Annotated in this window: 11 protein-coding genes and 1 tRNA gene; 5 read left to right on the top strand and 7 right to left on the bottom strand. The window is 72.4% G+C overall.

Features of this window, described 5'->3' with window-relative positions; all coding sequences use genetic code 11:
• The first annotated feature begins 170 nt into the window (after positions 1 to 170).
• Together ACZ5GT_RS12185 and ACZ5GT_RS12190 are read left to right on the top strand one after the other, a co-directional pair.
• On the top strand, positions 171 to 2,369 hold the full coding sequence (locus ACZ5GT_RS12185; RefSeq protein ID WP_469019794.1) for an elongation factor G-like protein EF-G2: 2,199 nt from the start codon (positions 171 to 173) through the stop codon (positions 2,367 to 2,369).
• Between the two features lie 220 nt (positions 2,370 to 2,589).
• The gene (locus ACZ5GT_RS12190) at positions 2,590 to 4,248 is read left to right on the top strand and encodes a hypothetical protein (RefSeq protein WP_469019797.1); all 1,659 of its coding nucleotides are present in this window, start codon (positions 2,590 to 2,592) and stop codon (positions 4,246 to 4,248) included.
• Positions 4,249 to 4,279: 31 nt separating this feature from the next.
• Here the strand turns inward: ACZ5GT_RS12190 and ACZ5GT_RS12195 are convergent, their stop codons facing one another.
• A complete protein-coding gene (locus ACZ5GT_RS12195) occupies positions 4,280 to 4,846 on the bottom strand; it encodes an HIT family protein (protein ID WP_469019804.1) in 567 nt (188 codons plus the stop codon).
• Between the two features lie 67 nt (positions 4,847 to 4,913).
• Here ACZ5GT_RS12195 and ACZ5GT_RS12200 point away from each other — a divergent pair, with 67 nt between their 5' ends.
• Positions 4,914 to 5,570, top strand: a complete 657-nt coding sequence (locus ACZ5GT_RS12200; RefSeq protein WP_469019809.1) for a potassium channel family protein — start codon at positions 4,914 to 4,916, stop codon at positions 5,568 to 5,570.
• 26 nt (positions 5,571 to 5,596) lie between these two features.
• Here ACZ5GT_RS12200 and thrS read toward each other — a convergent pair whose 3' ends face one another.
• From thrS to ACZ5GT_RS12215, 3 genes are all read right to left on the bottom strand, one after another.
• Positions 5,597 to 7,573, bottom strand: coding sequence for a threonine--tRNA ligase (gene thrS / locus ACZ5GT_RS12205; protein ID WP_469019814.1), 1,977 nt, complete (start codon positions 7,571 to 7,573; stop codon positions 5,597 to 5,599).
• An 81-nt stretch (positions 7,574 to 7,654) separates the two neighbouring features.
• On the bottom strand, positions 7,655 to 8,878 hold the full coding sequence (locus tag ACZ5GT_RS12210) for a hypothetical protein (RefSeq protein WP_469019817.1): 1,224 nt from the start codon (positions 8,876 to 8,878) through the stop codon (positions 7,655 to 7,657).
• Positions 8,875 to 9,441, bottom strand: coding sequence for a DUF4365 domain-containing protein (locus ACZ5GT_RS12215; protein WP_469019824.1), 567 nt, complete (start codon positions 9,439 to 9,441; stop codon positions 8,875 to 8,877). Before ACZ5GT_RS12215 ends, ACZ5GT_RS12210 begins: the two co-directional genes overlap by 4 nt.
• A 167-nt stretch (positions 9,442 to 9,608) precedes the next feature.
• Between ACZ5GT_RS12215 and ACZ5GT_RS12220 the strand changes: the two genes are divergently transcribed.
• Positions 9,609 to 10,337, top strand: coding sequence for an exonuclease domain-containing protein (locus ACZ5GT_RS12220; RefSeq protein ID WP_469019831.1), 729 nt, complete (start codon positions 9,609 to 9,611; stop codon positions 10,335 to 10,337).
• 65 nt (positions 10,338 to 10,402) lie between these two features.
• Here the strand turns inward: ACZ5GT_RS12220 and ACZ5GT_RS12225 are convergent.
• Positions 10,403 to 10,474: transfer RNA gene (locus ACZ5GT_RS12225), tRNA-Val, on the bottom strand.
• 39 nt (positions 10,475 to 10,513) lie between these two features.
• The gene (locus tag ACZ5GT_RS12230) at positions 10,514 to 10,960 is read right to left on the bottom strand and encodes an SRPBCC family protein (RefSeq protein WP_469019839.1); all 447 of its coding nucleotides are present in this window, start codon (positions 10,958 to 10,960) and stop codon (positions 10,514 to 10,516) included.
• Positions 10,961 to 11,027: 67 nt separating this feature from the next.
• Between ACZ5GT_RS12230 and ACZ5GT_RS12235 the strand changes: the two genes are divergently transcribed.
• A complete protein-coding gene (locus tag ACZ5GT_RS12235) occupies positions 11,028 to 13,418 on the top strand; it encodes an SCO7613 C-terminal domain-containing membrane protein (protein WP_469019844.1) in 2,391 nt (796 codons plus the stop codon).
• 62 nt (positions 13,419 to 13,480) lie between these two features.
• Here the strand turns inward: ACZ5GT_RS12235 and ACZ5GT_RS12240 are convergent, their stop codons facing one another.
• Positions 13,481 to 16,216 (bottom strand): exo-rhamnogalacturonan lyase family protein, encoded by a 2,736-nt coding sequence (locus tag ACZ5GT_RS12240; RefSeq protein ID WP_469019848.1) that lies wholly within the window; start codon positions 16,214 to 16,216, stop codon positions 13,481 to 13,483.
• Positions 16,217 to 16,309 lie beyond the last annotated feature (93 nt).

Genomic DNA, 16,309 nt, shown 5'->3' on the forward strand with positions numbered 1-16,309 from the left:
CTACGGGCACGATCACTCCCGTCGTATGGACGCACCGTGACGGGAGTGCAAAGCTCGAATGACCGCGGGCGTCACCGGAGCCGTCACCGCCGGGGCACCTCCCGGATGAGTCCGGGCAGGCTCCGCATGTCCGCGCCCACAGTGACCTCACCGTCACGGGAGGCAGGATCATGGGCGACAAGGCGAACCCACACCCCGGAGCCGCCGGCAGGGCTACAGCGGCCGACCACCCCGCGTCCGTACGGAATGTGGTGCTGGTCGGCCACAGCGGATCGGGCAAGACCACGTTGGTGGAGGCTCTCGCGCTCACGGCGGGAGCGGTGAACCGGGCGGGCCGCGTGGAGGACGGCGGCACCGTCTCCGACTACGACGAGATCGAGCACCGGCAGCAGCGCTCGGTGCAGCTCTCCCTGGTGCCCGTCGAATGGGACGGCATCAAGATAAACCTCCTCGACACCCCCGGATACGCCGACTTCGTCGGGGAGCTCAGGGCCGGTCTGCGAGCGGCGGACGCGGCCCTTTTCGTCGTCTCCGCCTCCGACGGGGTGGACGGCTCGACGCGGATGGTGTGGGACGAGTGCGCGGCCGTCGGCATGCCGCGGGCGATCGTGATCACGCACCTGGAGGCCGCGCGGGCGGACTTCGAGGAGATGACGCGGACCTGCGCGGAGGCCTTCGGCGGCGACGACCCCGACGCCGTGCTGCCGCTGTACCTCCCGCTGCACGGCCCGCAGGGTCCCGACGGGCACGCGCCCGTGACCGGACTGAAGGGCCTGCTGTCGCAGCGGCTGTTCGACTACTCCACCGGCGAGCGCAAGGAGTCCGAGCCGGGCGAGGACCGGCTGCCGCAGCTCGAGGACGCCCGCAACCGGCTGATCGAGGGGATCATCTCGGAGAGCGAGGACGAGACCCTCATGGACCGCTACCTCGGCGGTGAGCAGATCGACGTCAAGACGCTCATCGAGGACCTGGAAAGGGCCGTCGCGCGCGGGGTGTTCTTCCCCGTGCTGGCCGCCGCGCCCGCGGCCGAGGGCGCCCGGCAGGGGCTCGGCACCGTGGAGCTGCTGGATCTGATCACCGGTGGGTTCCCGACGCCGTTCGAGCACCCCACGCCGGGCGTCACCACGATCGACGGCAAGCGGCGCGAGCTGAAGCCGTGCGACACCGGTGGACCGCTGGTCGCGGAGGTGGTCAAGACGTCGTCAGACCCCTACGTCGGCCGCCTCTCGCTGGTCCGCGTCTTCTCCGGGACCCTGCGCCCCGACGAAACGGTGCACGTCTCCGGCCACGGCCTGGCCGACCGCGGGCACGAGGACCACGACGTCGACGAACGCATCGGCGCGCTGTCCACCCCCTTCGGCAAGCAGCAGCGCCCGGTGACGCACGCCGTCGCGGGCGACCTGGTGTGCGTGGCCAAGCTCGGCCGCGCGGAGACCGGGGACACGCTCTCCGCCAAGGACGACCCGCTGCTGATGGAGCCGTGGGAGATGCCCGACCCGCTGCTGCCGCTCGCCATCCAGGCGCACAGCAAGGCGGACGAGGACAAGCTGTCCCAGGGCCTGGCCCGGCTGGTCGCCGAGGACCCGACGATGCGCCTGGAGCAGAACCAGGACACCCACCAGGTGGTGCTGTGGTGCCTGGGCGAGGCGCACGCGGACGTCGCGCTGGAGCGGCTGCGCAGCCGCTACGGCGTCCAGGTCGACGTCGTCCCGCACAAGGTCTCCCTGCGCGAGACGTTCGCCGGGAAGGCCGGCGGGCGCGGGCGGCACGTGAAGCAGTCCGGCGGGCACGGGCAGTTCGCCATCTGCGAGATCGAGGTGGAGCCGCTGCCGGGCGGTTCGGGCATCGAGTTCGTGGACAAGGTGGTCGGCGGCGCGGTGCCGCGGCAGTTCATCCCGTCGGTCGAGAAGGGCGTGCGCGCCCAGGCGGCCAAGGGGGTCGCGGCCGGCTATCCGCTGATCGACGTCCGGGTCACGCTGCTCGACGGCAAGGCGCACTCGGTGGACTCCTCCGACGCCGCGTTCCAGACGGCGGGCGCGCTCGCGCTGCGGGAGGCCACGGCCGACGCGAAGATCCATCTGCTGGAGCCGGTGGCCGAGGTGAGCGTCCTGGTCGGCGACGACTACGTGGGCGCCGTGATGAGCGACCTGTCGGGGCGGCGCGGCCGGGTGCTGGGCACCGAGCAGACCAGCGGCGGCCGCACGGTGGTCCGGGCCGAGGTGCCCGAGATCGAGATCGGGCGGTACGCCGTCGACCTGCGCTCCCTCTCGCACGGGACCGCTCGGTTCAGCCGCCGTTACGCGCGGCACGAGCCGATGCCCGCGCAGGTCGCCGAGAGGATCCGTCAAGAGGCGCGCGCCTCCGCGTAGTCGGCGCCGGGCGCTCCCGGGCGCCCGGCGGAGCGCTCCCCCACCGCGTCGGCGGGCGGCTTCGGCCGTCCGCCGACGAACGTGCGGTGCCTGCGGATACTCTGACGACCAACTGATCAAGTTGTCACTGGACACCATGACGACCTGATCAACAGGTGTGCGGAGCAAGGAAGTCGGGAAGAGCCGCATAGGCGACAACGCGCGGCGATCGGGGGCGGGAATGACCGTTGACGCGATTTACTCGGACTTTTTCGGTCCGCAGGAGCCGCGGACGGGAGGGAGTCTGACGGCGACCTTCGCGCTTGCCTCTGCGGCCTACCGGGACGGGCCGATCGAGGAGATCAAGAAGGCCGACAACGAGTGGCATCAGACGACGGTCAGCACGGGACGCCCCTGGGCGAAGATCTTCCGCCCCAATCTCGGTGAGGCGTTCTCCCAGGCGGTGATCAGCCGCATGCTGGGAGCCGGCCGCAAGCCCCTCATACAGTCCTTCGGCATGGAGCCGCAGGTGGTCGTCGACCACTGTCTGGCCGCCAACCGCATCCGCCGTGACCGGGACCGCAAACTCACCGCGATCATGCTGCTGTGCGGGGTGCTGTTCCTGCCCGGCCTGCTGGTCTGGCTGCTGGTGTTCCAGCTGCGGGCCACCATGGCCCGGCAGGAGGACAAGCGGGTCTCCGGCATGGCCACCGTCCTGCTCGTCGCGGTGGGGGGGCTGGCCGTGCTGTTCCTCTTCCGGCTGCCGTTCGGCGGCTTGTGGGGGTGGTACGCGCGCGGGGCGGTCGTCGCGCCCGTGATCGGCTGGTTCCTGGCGAAGCAGATCTGCGAGCGGACCGCGAAGGACCTGCGGGAGCGGTGGAACGGCCTGCTGTCCGGCAGCAACGTCGGCGCCGCCGTCCCGGAGGCCGTACCGACCAAGCCCGACGAGACCGCGGCCGAGCAACTGCGGCAGTCGCTGGCCAAGTTGAACGCCGAGCAGCAGTCCAACTCCGTCTTCTACGCCGGCCGCAAGGGCATACTCGGCATGGGGACGCGCTGGGGCGCCTGGCACCTCGCCGAGGAGCTGGAGCCGGCCGACCCGGACAAGGCCATCCACGAGTTCCGCAGCTGGACGGTCGTCCGCGCCATCCACGACGAACTGAAGCTGCTCCCGCGCCAGCGCCTGAAGACGGGCGGTTTCCCGCCGCCCGACGTGCGGGACTGGATCGTCACCCCGATAGGCCCGGACGCCAAGGAGGTCTCCCGGCCCGAGGGACCGGACGTGGAGGGGTACCAGGTCAAGCCCAGCGCCATGGAGAGCATCTGCAACCACAAGCAGTTCGACAGCGGCGACCGGCACTACCTGGGAGTGCAGTGGGCCCTGTGGGACAGCCAGTTGATCATCACCATGATGATCACCGTCACGGTGCTCAAGGAGACGCTGCGCATAGAGGTCACCGGCCATGCCCTCGGCCCGGTGAACGGCCTGTTCTACGGCAAGCCCGCGGCCCCCACCAAGGAGGTCGCCAAGACCGTGAAGTTCTGGGAGACCCGGAAGGTCAACCTGCCGCTGATCACTCCGGACGAGGTCGTACGGCTGTCCGCCCGGGCCGCGATGCGCTGGAACCCGTCGCTGCTGAACTGGCTCGGCGGCTCCATAGGCCTGCCCGAGCCGTTCGGTCTGCGGCACGCCTGGGCCGACCAGCCCTGGGGCAACCGCTTCATGAGCGACGACGTGCTGCGCGCGGCCACGCCGGTCCTCAGGCGGGTCCACCACGCCGCGCTGCAGGTGCTGCAGGAGCACCGGGTGAACATCGAGAAGTTCAAGTCGCGGTCGTCGGCCCTCAGCGGCGCGGTCCAGGAGGCGACGCCGAAGAAGGCCGACACCTACGACGCCTGACGGCCGGGACGGCCGCGGCTGTCCGGGTCCGTCAGGCGGCCCGGGCGGGCCAGGCGTCCGCCAGCATCTTCCGCGTGTCGGCCAGCAGCTGCGGCAGCACCCTGGTGTGGCCGACCACGGGCATGAAGTTCGTGTCCCCGCCCCAGCGGGGCACGATGTGCTGGTGGAGGTGGGCCGCGATGCCGGCCCCGGCGACCGAGCCCTGGTTCATGCCGATGTTGAAGCCGTGGGCGCCGGAGGCGGTGCGCAGCGCCGTCATCGCCTGCTTGGTCAGGGCGGCGAGCTCGACCGTCTCCGGGTCGGTGAGGTCGGTGTAGTCGGCGACGTGACGGTAGGGGACGACCATCAGGTGGCCACCGTTGTACGGGTACAGGTTCAGCACCGCGTAGACCTGCTCGCCGCGCTTGACGATCAGGCCGTCCTCGTCGGACTTGGCCGGGATCGAGCAGAAGGGACAGCCGTCGCCGGCACCCGGGCCGGTCGGCTTGTTCTCACCCTGGATGTAGGCCATCCGATGAGGCGTCCACAGGCGCTGGAAGGCGTCCTGGGTGCCCACTCCCCACTGCTGCTCGGGCTCACTCGTCATGCAGTGCAGCATATGGCGTCGCCCGATCGGAGCGTGTCGCCGGGGGCTGCCGGAGCCGGCCGCGGGCCAAGCTGGGCCGGTGGACGACGACAGCCGCACGGCCCGCTGGGAGAGGCGCACCGGGGTGCCGCTCGCCGTGGCGTCACTGGTGTTCATCGCCTCGTACGCGGTCCGTGTCCTGGACAACGGCCTGCCCGCCGTCTGGCTGGACCTGTGCCTGGCGCTCACGCTGGGTTCCTGGGCGCTGTTCGCCGTCGACTACGCGGTGCGCTGGCGGCTGAGCGGGCAGGGGCCGCGCTTCCTGCGGACGCACTGGCTGGACACCGTGGTGCTGGTGCTGCCGCTGCTGCGTCCGGTGCGGGTCGTCAGGCTGTACGAGGGCGTGCAGCAGCGGGGCGGGCGGCCGCGGCTCGCCCTGCACGCGCGCGTCATGGCCTACGCGGGGATCTCCGTCACGCTGCTCGGCTTCGGCGGCGCCCTCGCCGTCTACCAGCAGGAGCGCGGTGCGCCGCACGCGACCATGCGCACCTTCGGCGACGCCGTCTGGTGGACGTGCTCCACCCTCGCGACGGTCGGCTACGGCGACATCGCGCCGGTCACACCGCTGGGGCGGGTGATCGCGGTCGGGATCATGCTGATCGGTGTGGCCCTGCTCGGCGCCGTGACCGGCACCTTCGCGTCCTGGCTGCTGCACGTCTTCGCCCGCGAGGGCGAGGAAAGGCCCCCGGGGAGCTGACTCCCCGGGGACCTCCCGCATGCGGATCAGACCTGGGCCCGCTCCTGGACGATCTTCTCGATCTTCGCGATGGCCTCGTCGAACGGGATGCCGTTCTCCTGGGAGCCGTCGCGGTAGCGGAAGGACACCGAACCGTTGGACATGTCCTCGTCGCCCGCGATGACCATGAAGGGCACCTTCTGCTTCTGGGCGTTGCGGATCTTCTTCTGCATGCGGTCGGAGGAGGAGTCCACCTCGACGCGCAGGCCCCGCTTCTTCGCCGCGGCGGCGAACTTCTGCAGGTACTCCACGTGCGCGTCGCCGATCGGGATGCCGATCGCCTGCACCGGGGCCAGCCAGGCCGGGAAAGCGCCCGCGTAGTGCTCGAGCAGGACGGCGAAGAAACGCTCGATCGAACCGAACAGCGCGCGGTGGATCATGACCGGGCGCTGCTTGCTGCCGTCGGCGGCCGTGTACTCCAGGTCGAAGCGCTCCGGCAGGTTGAAGTCGAGCTGGACGGTCGACATCTGCCAGGTGCGGCCGATGGCGTCCTTGGCCTGGACGGAGATCTTCGGACCGTAGAAGGCGGCGCCGCCCGGGTCGGGGACCAGCGGCAGGCCCTGCTTCTCGGCGACCTGGCGGAGGGTCTCGGTGGCCTCCTCCCACACCTCGTCGGAGCCGACGAACTTCTCCGGGTCCTTGGTGGACAGCTCCAGGTAGAAGTCGGTCAGGCCGTAGTCGCGCAGCAGGTTCAGCACGAAGGTGAGCGTCTTGTCGAGCTCGTCCGCCATCTGCTCGCGGGTGCAGTAGATGTGCGCGTCGTCCTGGGTGAAGCCGCGGGCCCGGGTCAGGCCGTGCACCACGCCCGACTTCTCGTACCGGTACACGGTCCCGAACTCGAAGAGGCGCAGCGGCAGTTCGCGGTAGGAGCGGCCGCGCGCGTCGAAGATCAGGTTGTGCATCGGGCAGTTCATGGGCTTGAGGTAGTAGTCCACGCCCTCGTCGAGCTGCATGGGCGGGTACATGCCGTCGGCGTACCAGTCCAGGTGGCCCGAGGTCTCGAAGAGCTTCCCCTTCGTCGCGTGCGGGGTGTAGACGAACTCGTAGCCCTCCTCCTCGTGGCGGCGGCGCGAGTAGTCCTCCATCACGCGGCGGACGATGCCGCCCTTGGGGTGGAAGACGGCGAGGCCGGAGCCGATCTGCTCCGGGATGGAGAACAGGTCGAGCTCGTTGCCCAGCTTGCGGTGGTCGCGCTTCTCGGCCTCGACGAGGAAGTCCAGGTACTGCTTCAGCTCGTCCTTGGACGGCCAGGCGGTGCCGTAGATGCGCTGGAGCATCGGGTTCTTCTCGCTGCCGCGCCAGTAGGCGGCCGCGTTGCGCATCAGTTTGAACGCCGGGATCAGGCGGGTGGAGGGCAGGTGGGGGCCGCGGCAGAGGTCCTTCCAGCACAGCTCGCCGGTCTTGGCGTCCAGGTTGTCGTAGATCGTCAGCTCACCCGCGCCGACCTCGACGTCCGCGCCGTCGTCGGAGGAGGCCGAGCCCTTGAGGCCGATCAGCTCCAGCTTGTACGGCTCGTCCGCGAGCTCCTCGCGGGCGGCCTCGTCGGTGACGACCCGGCGGGCGAACTTCTGCCCGCGCTTCTGGATCTCCTGCATCTTCTTCTCGACGGCCTTGAGGTCCTCGGGCGTGAAGGGCCGTTCGACGTCGAAGTCGTAGTAGAAGCCGTCCTTGACGGGCGGGCCGATGCCCAGCTTGGCCTCGGGGAACAGCTCCTGCACGGCCTGCGCCATGACGTGCGCGGTGGAGTGGCGCAGGATGTTCAGACCGTCCTCGGAGGAGATCTCGACGCCCTCCACGGTCTCGCCGTCCGCGGGCACGTACGACAGGTCCTTGAGCTCGCCGCCCACGCGTACGGCGATGACCGACCGCTCGCCCGCGAAGATCTCGGCGGCCGTGGTGCCCGTCGTCACCACGCGCTCTTCCCGCTCGGAATCGCGTTGGATGATCACACGGACGTCTGACACCGGTCTCTCCTGCCTGAAGGTGGTTGCGGCGCCATACCAGGAGCGCGCGCACTACCGGATCGTACCGACCCGGCCCCCTCCTTAGCGAAATCCTTCCTTCCCGCCGGCCTCGGCGACCGGGTCCGTTCCCTCGTGCACCGCCTTCATCAGCCGGTCCCGCTCCGCCTCGTCCACCTGCACCGGAACGACCCCGTGGGCGCCGGTCAGCCGCCGGAAGCCGCCCCTGCTCTCCAGTCGCCCCGCCACCCGCACCGGCACCCCGTCGAGATGCGCCTGCCCGGCGGTGCGGTAGTCGTCCTCCCGCAGGGTCAGCCGGACGTGCGCGACCTCGGCGCCCGCGAGCACGCGCAGCCGCACGCTGCCCTCGCCGCGCGGCCCCGGCCTGCGCATCCGGACCACCGCGCCGGTGATCCGCACGGGTTCGGCCGGCTCCCGGCGCAGATACCGGGCGCCGGCCTCACGCAGCACGGGCAGGTCGCCCGGGGAGAACTCGACCGGTCCGGCGTCGGGCGCGCCGTCCTCCGGGGCCCCGGCGGCGGGCGCCCATTCGACGGCGATCCGGGCGCCCTGGGTGCCCCGCACCAGGACGATCAGCGCCTCGGTGAGCTCACGGCTGACGCCGGCCCGCACGGCGCCGTCGAAGGCGTCCATGGAGCCGGTGGCCCGCCGGTGGTCGACGGCCTCGCGGGCCGCGTGCAGGGCCTGGCTCAGGCGCACGGCGAGCGGACGCCCGGCGTGGACGGGCAGGAAGGCGGTCAGCCGGTCTCCGCCCGCCGCGGGACCGACCAGCACGTGCTCCAGCAGGGCGGCGGCGGAGCGGCGGTGCCGGGCGCCGTGGTAGCCGGTACGCGCGCGTGCGGCGAGGGCGCCGGCGAGCAGTGTCCGGCGGGCGGCGGCGCGGAGTTGTTCCTCGGCGGTCCAGTGGGCGGCGCCGGCGGGCCCGGCCGGCACGTCGCGCCACCAGCGGACCTCGTCGCTGGGCACGGCCAGCGCGAGCAGCACCTCACGGGCGGACGGCGCGGCGCTGCGGGTCAGCGCGAGGAGCGCCTCGGCGAGCAGGTCGTCGCTGTCGGGGAAGGCGCGGCTCACCGGCACCAGCAGGCTGGTGCCGCCACCGGGACCGGGTGAGGTCCAGCGGCCGTACCGTCCGGCGGCTCCGCCGCGCCGCTGCCAGCCGTGCCGGCGCAGCAGGGCGCCGAGCACGGCGGGGTCGACCAGGCCGGGTTCCGGGGGCCGGGGCCATGCCGCCTCCGCGGGATGCGGTCGCACGAAGCTGAGCGGCCCCTCGGCCGGACGGTGCGTCACGGTCTGCCTCCCGTCCCGACCCGCGTCATGATCTCGCACAGCGCACGGTCGTCGAAGATGCGTGAGGTCGGTATCCGCACGGTGGTCCGGGTGCGGCCGGTGACGGGGTGGCCGGCGAGGTTGACCCAGTAGCAGCAGTGCCTGAGGTCGAGGCGGTCGTGGCCGGCCCGCAGCCAGTCCTCCCGGGCTCTGGGGACCAGCATGACGACCAGGATCTTGTGCACCGAGACCGGGGTGCGCGCGAGTTTGCGCAGATGGTCGTTGGCGAGCGAGAAGGAGAAGAAGCGGCCCGGGGGGTTCGGCGGGATCTGGTACGTGCACTTCAGCTGGACCTTGATGGTCACCTCGTCGTCGACGGTGTGCCCGGGCGCGCTGTGGCTGACGTGCCAGTCGATGCCGTTGTCGGGGAACGGCTGGGACAGCGAGCAGCCCGCGGCCGCCGCGACCGCGTGCAGATAGCCGACCTGCAGTGTCTCCATGCAGGCGGTGGTGGCGAGGGTGCCGCGATGAGGGCCCGCGTGGCCGGGCAGCAGCCCGCCCCGCTCGGGCTGCGCTGTCGCCATGACCAACAGCCTTCCGTGCCGGGGGTTTCCCCGCTTCAGGCCTCTGAACTGCAAAGACCGGTACTCCTGTTGTGTCCTCCCGGCGTACTGCGCAAACAGCCCGGGTATCACCGAAACGGCAGAAGACGGAACGTCAGCGGTGCCGCGGAGCGAGGAGTTGAGCAGTCATGACGTACTGGTACGAGGGGGCGCTGGCCGCCTTCGACACGGAGACCACGGGCGTGGACGTCGAGACCGACCGGATCGTGTCGGCTGCCGTCGTGGTCCAGGACGCCCCGGGCGCGCGGCCCCGCGTGCGGCGCTGGCTGGTGAACCCGGGGGTGCCGGTGCCCGAGTCGGCCACCGCGGTGCACGGGCTGACCGAGCGGCACCTGCAGGCGAACGGCCGCTGGCCGGCGCCGGTGGTGTACGAGATAGCCGAGGAACTGGCCGAACAAACCTCCAAAGGACGCCCGTTGGTCGTCATGAACGCGCCGTTCGACCTGACGCTGCTGGACCGCGAGCTGCGCCGGCACCGCGCCTCGTCCCTCGGCCGGTGGCTGGAGCCGTCACGGCTGTGCGTCCTGGACCCGCGGGTGCTCGACAAGCACCTCGACCGCTACCGCAAGGGCCGCCGCACCCTGACCGACCTGTGCGCGCACTACGACGTCACGTTGGAGGGCGCGCACGACCCGGCGGCGGACGCCCTGGCGGCACTGGAGGTGGTGCGGGCGGTGGGGCGGCGTTTCGCGGCCCGGCTGGAGCGCCTGTCCCCCGCCGAGCTGCACACCCTTCAGGTGACGTGGCACGCGGCGCAGGCGCGCGGGTTGCAGGCGTGGTTCGCGCGCAGCGGCACCCCGGAAGCGGTGAGCACCGACTGGCCGCTGCGCCCGGAGCTGCCGGCGGCGGCCGCGTAGGCGCCCGGCGAGGCCGCGCGGGGAACAAGAAGGCCGGTCCGCCTTGGCGGACCGGCCTTTCCCGGTGGGCGATACTGGGTTCGAACCAGTGACCTCTTCGGTGTGAACGAAGCGCTCTCCCACTGAGCTAATCGCCCGGGAACGCACTGAACAATACAGGCCCCCGCCGGGTTCCTTCAAACCGCTTCCAGGTAGGCCGCCAGCCCCCGCCGCCCGTCCCGCATCATCAGCCGGTGGTTGGCCCGGAACAGCGGCCGCCCCGCTACGGCGAACCGCCTGAGCAGCGGCTTGTTCACCACGACGAGCTGGTCGTAGCGGGCGAGGGTGCCGGCCGCGTCCGCGCGGAGCGTCCAGCGCGCCCAGCCGTCCAGGTCGCCGGTCATGGAGATCTCCAGCACCCCCGCCTCGGGGTCGCGGCGGGCCGCGCGGGCGGTGAACGTCAGGTCGTAGGGCAGGACCGATCTGACGCGCAGGACGCCGCTGGTCTCGTCGATCCTGGTGACCTCGCGGATCTGGGGCCACCAGCGCGGATAGTCCTCGGCCCGCTCCAGCACCCGGTACACGGTGGCGGGCGGGGCGGGCAGGCGCCAGAAGCTGCGGAAGCGGTAGCGCGTCCAGTCCATGGGGGCAGTGTGCCCACGCGGGCGCGTCCTGCGCCTGGTCTGAGTACGTCCCTGAGTACTCACGCTCATGCCCCGGGCCGTGGCCCGGACCACACTCCAGAGCATGACGCACCTTCCACCTCCGGCGGAGGAACTGAGGCTGCTCGACGCCGAGCTGTGGCAACTGGACGCCCGGCGGGCGCAGTTGCTGGCCCGTCGCGCCTGGCTGGTCGCCGCCCTGCGGCCGGTATCACCGGCTGAGCCCGCTCCGCAGCCCCGGTCCCGGTCCGAGGCCGGCGCGCCGCGGGTGCAGAACGTGCTGCTCCTGCTGGGCGGCGTGCTGCTGGTCATCGCCGCGATGGCGTTCACGCTGGTCAGCTGGGGGCATCTGGGCATCGTCGGGCGGGCCGCCGTGCTCGGCGCGGTGACGCTGGCCGCGCTGGCGGCGCCCGCGCCGCTGGTGAAGCGGGGGCTGCGGTCGACGGCCGAGTCGGTGACGGGTCTGGCGCTGGCGCTGACGGTGCTGGACGCGTACGCGCTGCACGAGGCGGCGCTCACCGGCACCGACGGCACCGGGTACGCGGCAGCCGCCTCGGGGGTGCTGGCCGTGCTGTGGGCGGCGTACGGGCTGCTGCCGGGCACCGCCGGGCTGCGTCTGCCGGGTCCGGCCGCGCTGGTCGCGGCGCAGGTCACGCTTCCGCTGTGGGCGGTCGCGGCCACGGCGGGCCCGTACGGCGTCACGGCCGCCCTGCTGGTGACGGCCGGGTTCGACACCGCCCTGGCGCTGCGGGCGACCGGCCGGGCCGTGCGGCTGACCGCCGTCTGCGGCGCGTACGGCGTGGGCGGCTGGGGTGTGACGGGGGCCCTCTGGCTGTCCTGGAGCGCGACCGGTCCGGGCGCCGCCACGCGTGCGGCGGCGCTCCTGGTCCTCGCGGCGGCGATCGCCCTCGGCTCCGCCCTGCGGCCCGTGAAGCCGCTCCTCGCCACGGGGAACGCCCTGCTGGGCGGCCTGCTGCTGGTCGCGGCCCTCGGCGGGACGCTGCGGCCGGCACTGCCGGACGACTGGACGGTGCCCGCCCATCTGGCCTTCGGGGTCGCCCTGCTGGCAGCCGTGCGGGCGCCGCTGCCCGAACCGGTGCGGCGCGGCCTCGCGGTGGCCTCGGCCGGCGTGCAGGGCCTGGCGCTGCTGTGGGCCCTGCCGGTGGTGGCGGTGGCGCTGCTGGGGCCCGTCTCCTGGGCGGGACGGGTGTGGTCCGGCGCGCCGTCGGACGCCCGCGCCGCCGTCACGGCCGACCTGCCCTGGCCGCCGCACGCGGTGGCGGCGCCGGTGGTCCTGGCGGTCGTCGCAGCGGTGGCGGTGTCGGTGGTCCGTGACGCGACCTGGCGGCCACGCGCCCTGGCCGGCGCCCTGACGCCGGCGTGGGCGACGGCCCTCGTCCTCCCGGCCGTGCTCCAGGTGCCGTACCCGGCCGGGCTGTTGCTGCAGGGGCTGGTCGCGGCGGGAGCCCTGGCGGCGGCCGAGCTCACCTCCGCGCGACGCACCGCGACCGTTCTCGCGCTCGTCACCTCGCTCGGTGTGGCCTTCCTGTCCCTGGCCTCCCGGACCCCGACCCTGACCGTCCTGTCCCTGCTGGCGGCGCTGTTCGCGGCGGCCGCCTGCCGGTCCCGGCTCGCCCCCGTCGCGGCACCGGCCGCGCTCGCCTTCGCAGCCGCGGTCACCTGCGCGGTGGGTGCCGCCGCCGGGTGGCAGCCGCAGCACACGGCCCTGCTGGTGCTGGCGGTCCCGGTGGCGGCGGCGCTGTTCGCCGCGGGGCTGGGCGGTTCGTGGGCGACCGTGCCGATCGAGGTGGCGGGAGCGGCGACCGGGCTGCTCGCGATCGGGCTCGCGGCCGGCGACGCCCCGATGCTCGCCCTGGTGCTGGCCCTGTGCGGAGTGATCACGGCGGGCACGGCGCTCCGCCCCGAGCGGCGTCACGCGGGCTACGCGGCCGCCGTGCTGTTCGTCCTGGCCGGCTGGGTCCGTCTGGCGGCCTGGGACGTCACGGCGCCCGAGGCGTACACGCTCCCGGTCACCGTCCCGGCGCTGGTCGTCGGCGTCCTGCGCAGGCAGCGCGATCCGCGGACCTCGTCCTGGACGGCGTACGGCCCGGGTCTCGCCGCCACGCTGCTGCCGTCGCTCGCCGCCGCGTGGGCCGACCCGCACGTCACCCGTCCGCTGCTGCTGGGCACGGGCGCGCTGCTGGTCACTCTGGCCGGCGCCCGGCACCGGCTCCAGGCGCCGCTGCTGCTCGGCGGCTCGGTGCTGGTGCTGGACGCGCTGCACGAACTCGCGCCCTACGTGGTGCAGGTGACGGACGCGCTGCCCCGCTGGGTGCCGCCCGCCCTCGCCGGCCTGCTGCTGCTCGCGCTCGGCGCGACGTACGAGAGCCGCCTCCGGGACGTCCGGCGGGTGCGGGATGTGCTGGGGCGGATGGATTAGGGGCTGTCCGGTCCCTGCCCGGTGCCGGCCCGGTCCGGCAGCGGGCAGGCACCGGGTCGCTACTACGGCATCTTGTCGCCGAGCAGGGCCAGGTTCTCGATGGCGGCGAGGCCGTAGAGCGCGGTGTCGTTGGTGGCCACCCAGCTCGCCTCGCTCCCCGCGACCAGGGTGGCCGGGCCGCTGAGCCGCTCGGTCTTCCACGGCGAGGACTCGGTGTAGCCGTCGGAGGCGAAGAACTTGCTCCACGCGCGCTTGGCGAGGGCGTCGTCGCCGGTCTGCACGGCGGCGTAGGCGTCGAGGCGCGAGTGGCCCTGGAACAGCAGCAGCGTGCCGAAGTTGGAGCCGTAGCGGGCGGCCTGCTCGGCCTTGGTGGCGTTGAAGTAGCGGCAGTAGTCCAGGTAGGCGTCCTTGAACTGCGGCATGTCGACGAGGTAGATCAGCTCGGCGCACAGCTCGTTGAGGCCGAAGACGGCCGAGAGGTGGGACACCGACACCACGGGCTTGTCGGCGACGGCGAACTCGCCGGTGTCCAGGTCGTACAGGCCGCTGCCCTGGACGAAGCCGTTGGGCTGGGCGGCGATGCCCTTCATCGTCGACAGCACGCGCGCCTTGGCCTTCTCCCACTTGGGGCCCTTGCGTTCCCACTCGGTCAGCCAGGCCGACACCAGGCCGCTCCAGTCGGTGCCGAAGCCGATCGACAGGGCGTGCCGGTCGGGCGTGTAGGGGTCGGTGCGCACCTTGCGCAGCGGGTCGAGGACGAGGAAGGTCTCGTCGGAGTCGACGTTGGCGTGCATGAGGTCGCCGACGCGTTCGTCGGCGGTGAGGAAGTAGTAGAAGCGCCGGTAGGTGGTGTTGGCGATGCGCTGCTGCTTGGCGCTGTCGGCGTAGTGCTGGACGCCGTGCCGGGTGCCGAGGCCCGCCCACTTGCCGAGGTGGTAGACGTCGACCTCGCCGGTGTGCCGGGTCATGGCCTCGGCGAAGCGGAAGATGTCGGCGCGGCCGCTTCTGAGGTAGGCGTACCAGAGCCAGAGGTCGGGCGAGAGTTCGGAGTTGTCCCAGGCGTAGCCGCCGATGTCGTACCGCCACACGTGCCGGACGGTGTCGTAGGTGTGCATGATGTCGCCGTAGTCCCAGAAGCCGTACCAACGGCGCATCTCCACCTGGTCCTTGTAGTAGGTGAAGAGGAAGTCGAGGTGGTCCTCGATCTTCGCCTTGGCCGGGGTGGAGCGGTCGGGTTCGGCGAACAGGCCCGGGCCGAACACCTTCGCCTTGACCATCTGCCTCGGCTCCGCGGCGAGTTGCGGCAACGTCCGCACCGCCTGCACCTGTTCGGCCAGGGTCTCCGCGCTCGGGGTCGACTCGTTGGCCCAGAAAAGGAGTTCGGAGGTGCGGGCGATGCCGTAGGGGGTGCCGAAGCCCGGCTCGTAGTCCTCGTAGGTGATGTTCAGGCCCTCGAGCTGTTCGGCGTAGGTGTCCTGGCCCATGCCGTCGTGGTAGAAGCGCAGGTCCATGGGCTGCGCTTCGGGCGACCAGAGCCAGAGGGTGACCTCGGCCTCGTCGGTGTGGGCGTCGCGGATGTCGAGCTGGGCGGGGAACTTCTCCCAGAAGTCCCGCAGCCCGAAGGAGAGTCCGCCGCTCGCGCCGCCGACGTAGCCGAAACCGGAGGCGCGCCCGCCGCCGCCGGCGCCGATCCAGCCGTGGCCCTTCTTGGTCCGCTTGCGGACGGTGAAGCCGTCGGCGGAGAGCTGGGAGAGCGTGTAGTCGCCCCACTCGGGGATGTACTGCAACCGGGTGGTGACGCGCTGGTCCCAGGTGGACGGGTCGGGCAGCTTTTGGCCCGCGTACTGCGCGGCCTGCACGGCCGCACCGGGGTCCCGGCGCAGGCCGGTGATGCCCTTGACGGCCTCGCGCAGCAGGCCGGTGCCCTCGCCGCCGATGCGGACGTGCCGGTCGTAGGCCGCGTCGCGCATCGGCACGGTGAAGCGGACGCCGAGGCCGCGGATGAAGTCGCCGCTCGCCTTGCCGGGCTCCTGGGTGCCGTCGTAGGTGATCGTGTGCACCATGCGGAAGGATTCGGCGCCGGCGTAGAAGTACAGCCGGATGGAGAACGGCAGCCAACTGCGGCTTCCCTTACGGTGCTTGCCGTCGATGCGGACCACGGCGCGGACCGGTCCGTCCTGCTCGACGGTGACCTCGTCGATGGCGCTCTCGAAGCGCTCGTACTTCACCGTGCCCTGGTCGCCGTCCTCGATCTCCGGCTGGCGCAGCAGCACGAGCCGGCCGTTCCTGGCGATCTCGGTGGAACCGCGGGTCACGGACTTCACCAGCGTGGCGCCGGACTTGCCGATCTTCGCCGTGATGACGCCGGTCGAGACGTCGATCGTGCCGCCGCCGCTGTCGACGGTGACCTTCTCGGCGGGGGCGGCGGGGGCGCCGGTGGTCAGGGTGAGCTTGCCGGAGCCGGAACTGACGGCGTGGGCGGTCCACTTGAGCGAACCGTCGGGCCAGTAGGCGAGGGGCCAGGTCTGCACGGGCACGGCCTTGCCGTCGGCGTCGGCCAGCGCGAAGGTCTGGTCGGCCTGGTGGACGCCCTTCGGCCAGGGGACGCCGACGGTGGAGCCGGGCGCGGCGCCCAGTCCGCCGTCCTCCAGCCAGTCCAGGGTCACGGGCTCGGCGTCGGCGGCCGCGGCTGTCGGCGCGGCCTGCGCGTCCTTGGCGCCCAGGGCCCAGCTGAACTGGGCGACGGCTCCGGCGACCGCGGCCGCCTTGAGAAGGGACCTGCGGGGGATCGAGGACATGGCCTTTCCTTTCCGTGCGGGTGGCTTCGTGCAGTGCGTGAGGCTCGTTGCGGGGCGGGGGTCTCATCGCGGGGCGAGAGGCCTGTTGCGGGG

This window comes from Streptomyces sp. NPDC031340 (assembly GCF_055569945.1).

Excerpts from the sequence above, each read along its gene's own strand:
- ACZ5GT_RS12185 (WP_469019794.1), top strand. The coding sequence starts at position 171 with ATGGGCGACAAGGCGAACCCACACCCCGGAGCCGCCGGCAGGGCTACA.
- ACZ5GT_RS12190 (WP_469019797.1), top strand. The coding sequence starts at position 2,590 with ATGACCGTTGACGCGATTTACTCGGACTTTTTCGGTCCGCAGGAGCCG.
- ACZ5GT_RS12195 (WP_469019804.1), bottom strand. The coding sequence starts at position 4,846 with ATGCTGCACTGCATGACGAGTGAGCCCGAGCAGCAGTGGGGAGTGGGC.
- ACZ5GT_RS12215 (WP_469019824.1), bottom strand. The coding sequence starts at position 9,441 with ATGGCGACAGCGCAGCCCGAGCGGGGCGGGCTGCTGCCCGGCCACGCG.
- ACZ5GT_RS12220 (WP_469019831.1), top strand. The coding sequence starts at position 9,609 with ATGACGTACTGGTACGAGGGGGCGCTGGCCGCCTTCGACACGGAGACC.
- ACZ5GT_RS12230 (WP_469019839.1), bottom strand. The coding sequence starts at position 10,960 with ATGGACTGGACGCGCTACCGCTTCCGCAGCTTCTGGCGCCTGCCCGCC.
- ACZ5GT_RS12235 (WP_469019844.1), top strand. The coding sequence starts at position 11,028 with ATGCCCCGGGCCGTGGCCCGGACCACACTCCAGAGCATGACGCACCTT.
- ACZ5GT_RS12240 (WP_469019848.1), bottom strand. The coding sequence starts at position 16,216 with ATGTCCTCGATCCCCCGCAGGTCCCTTCTCAAGGCGGCCGCGGTCGCC.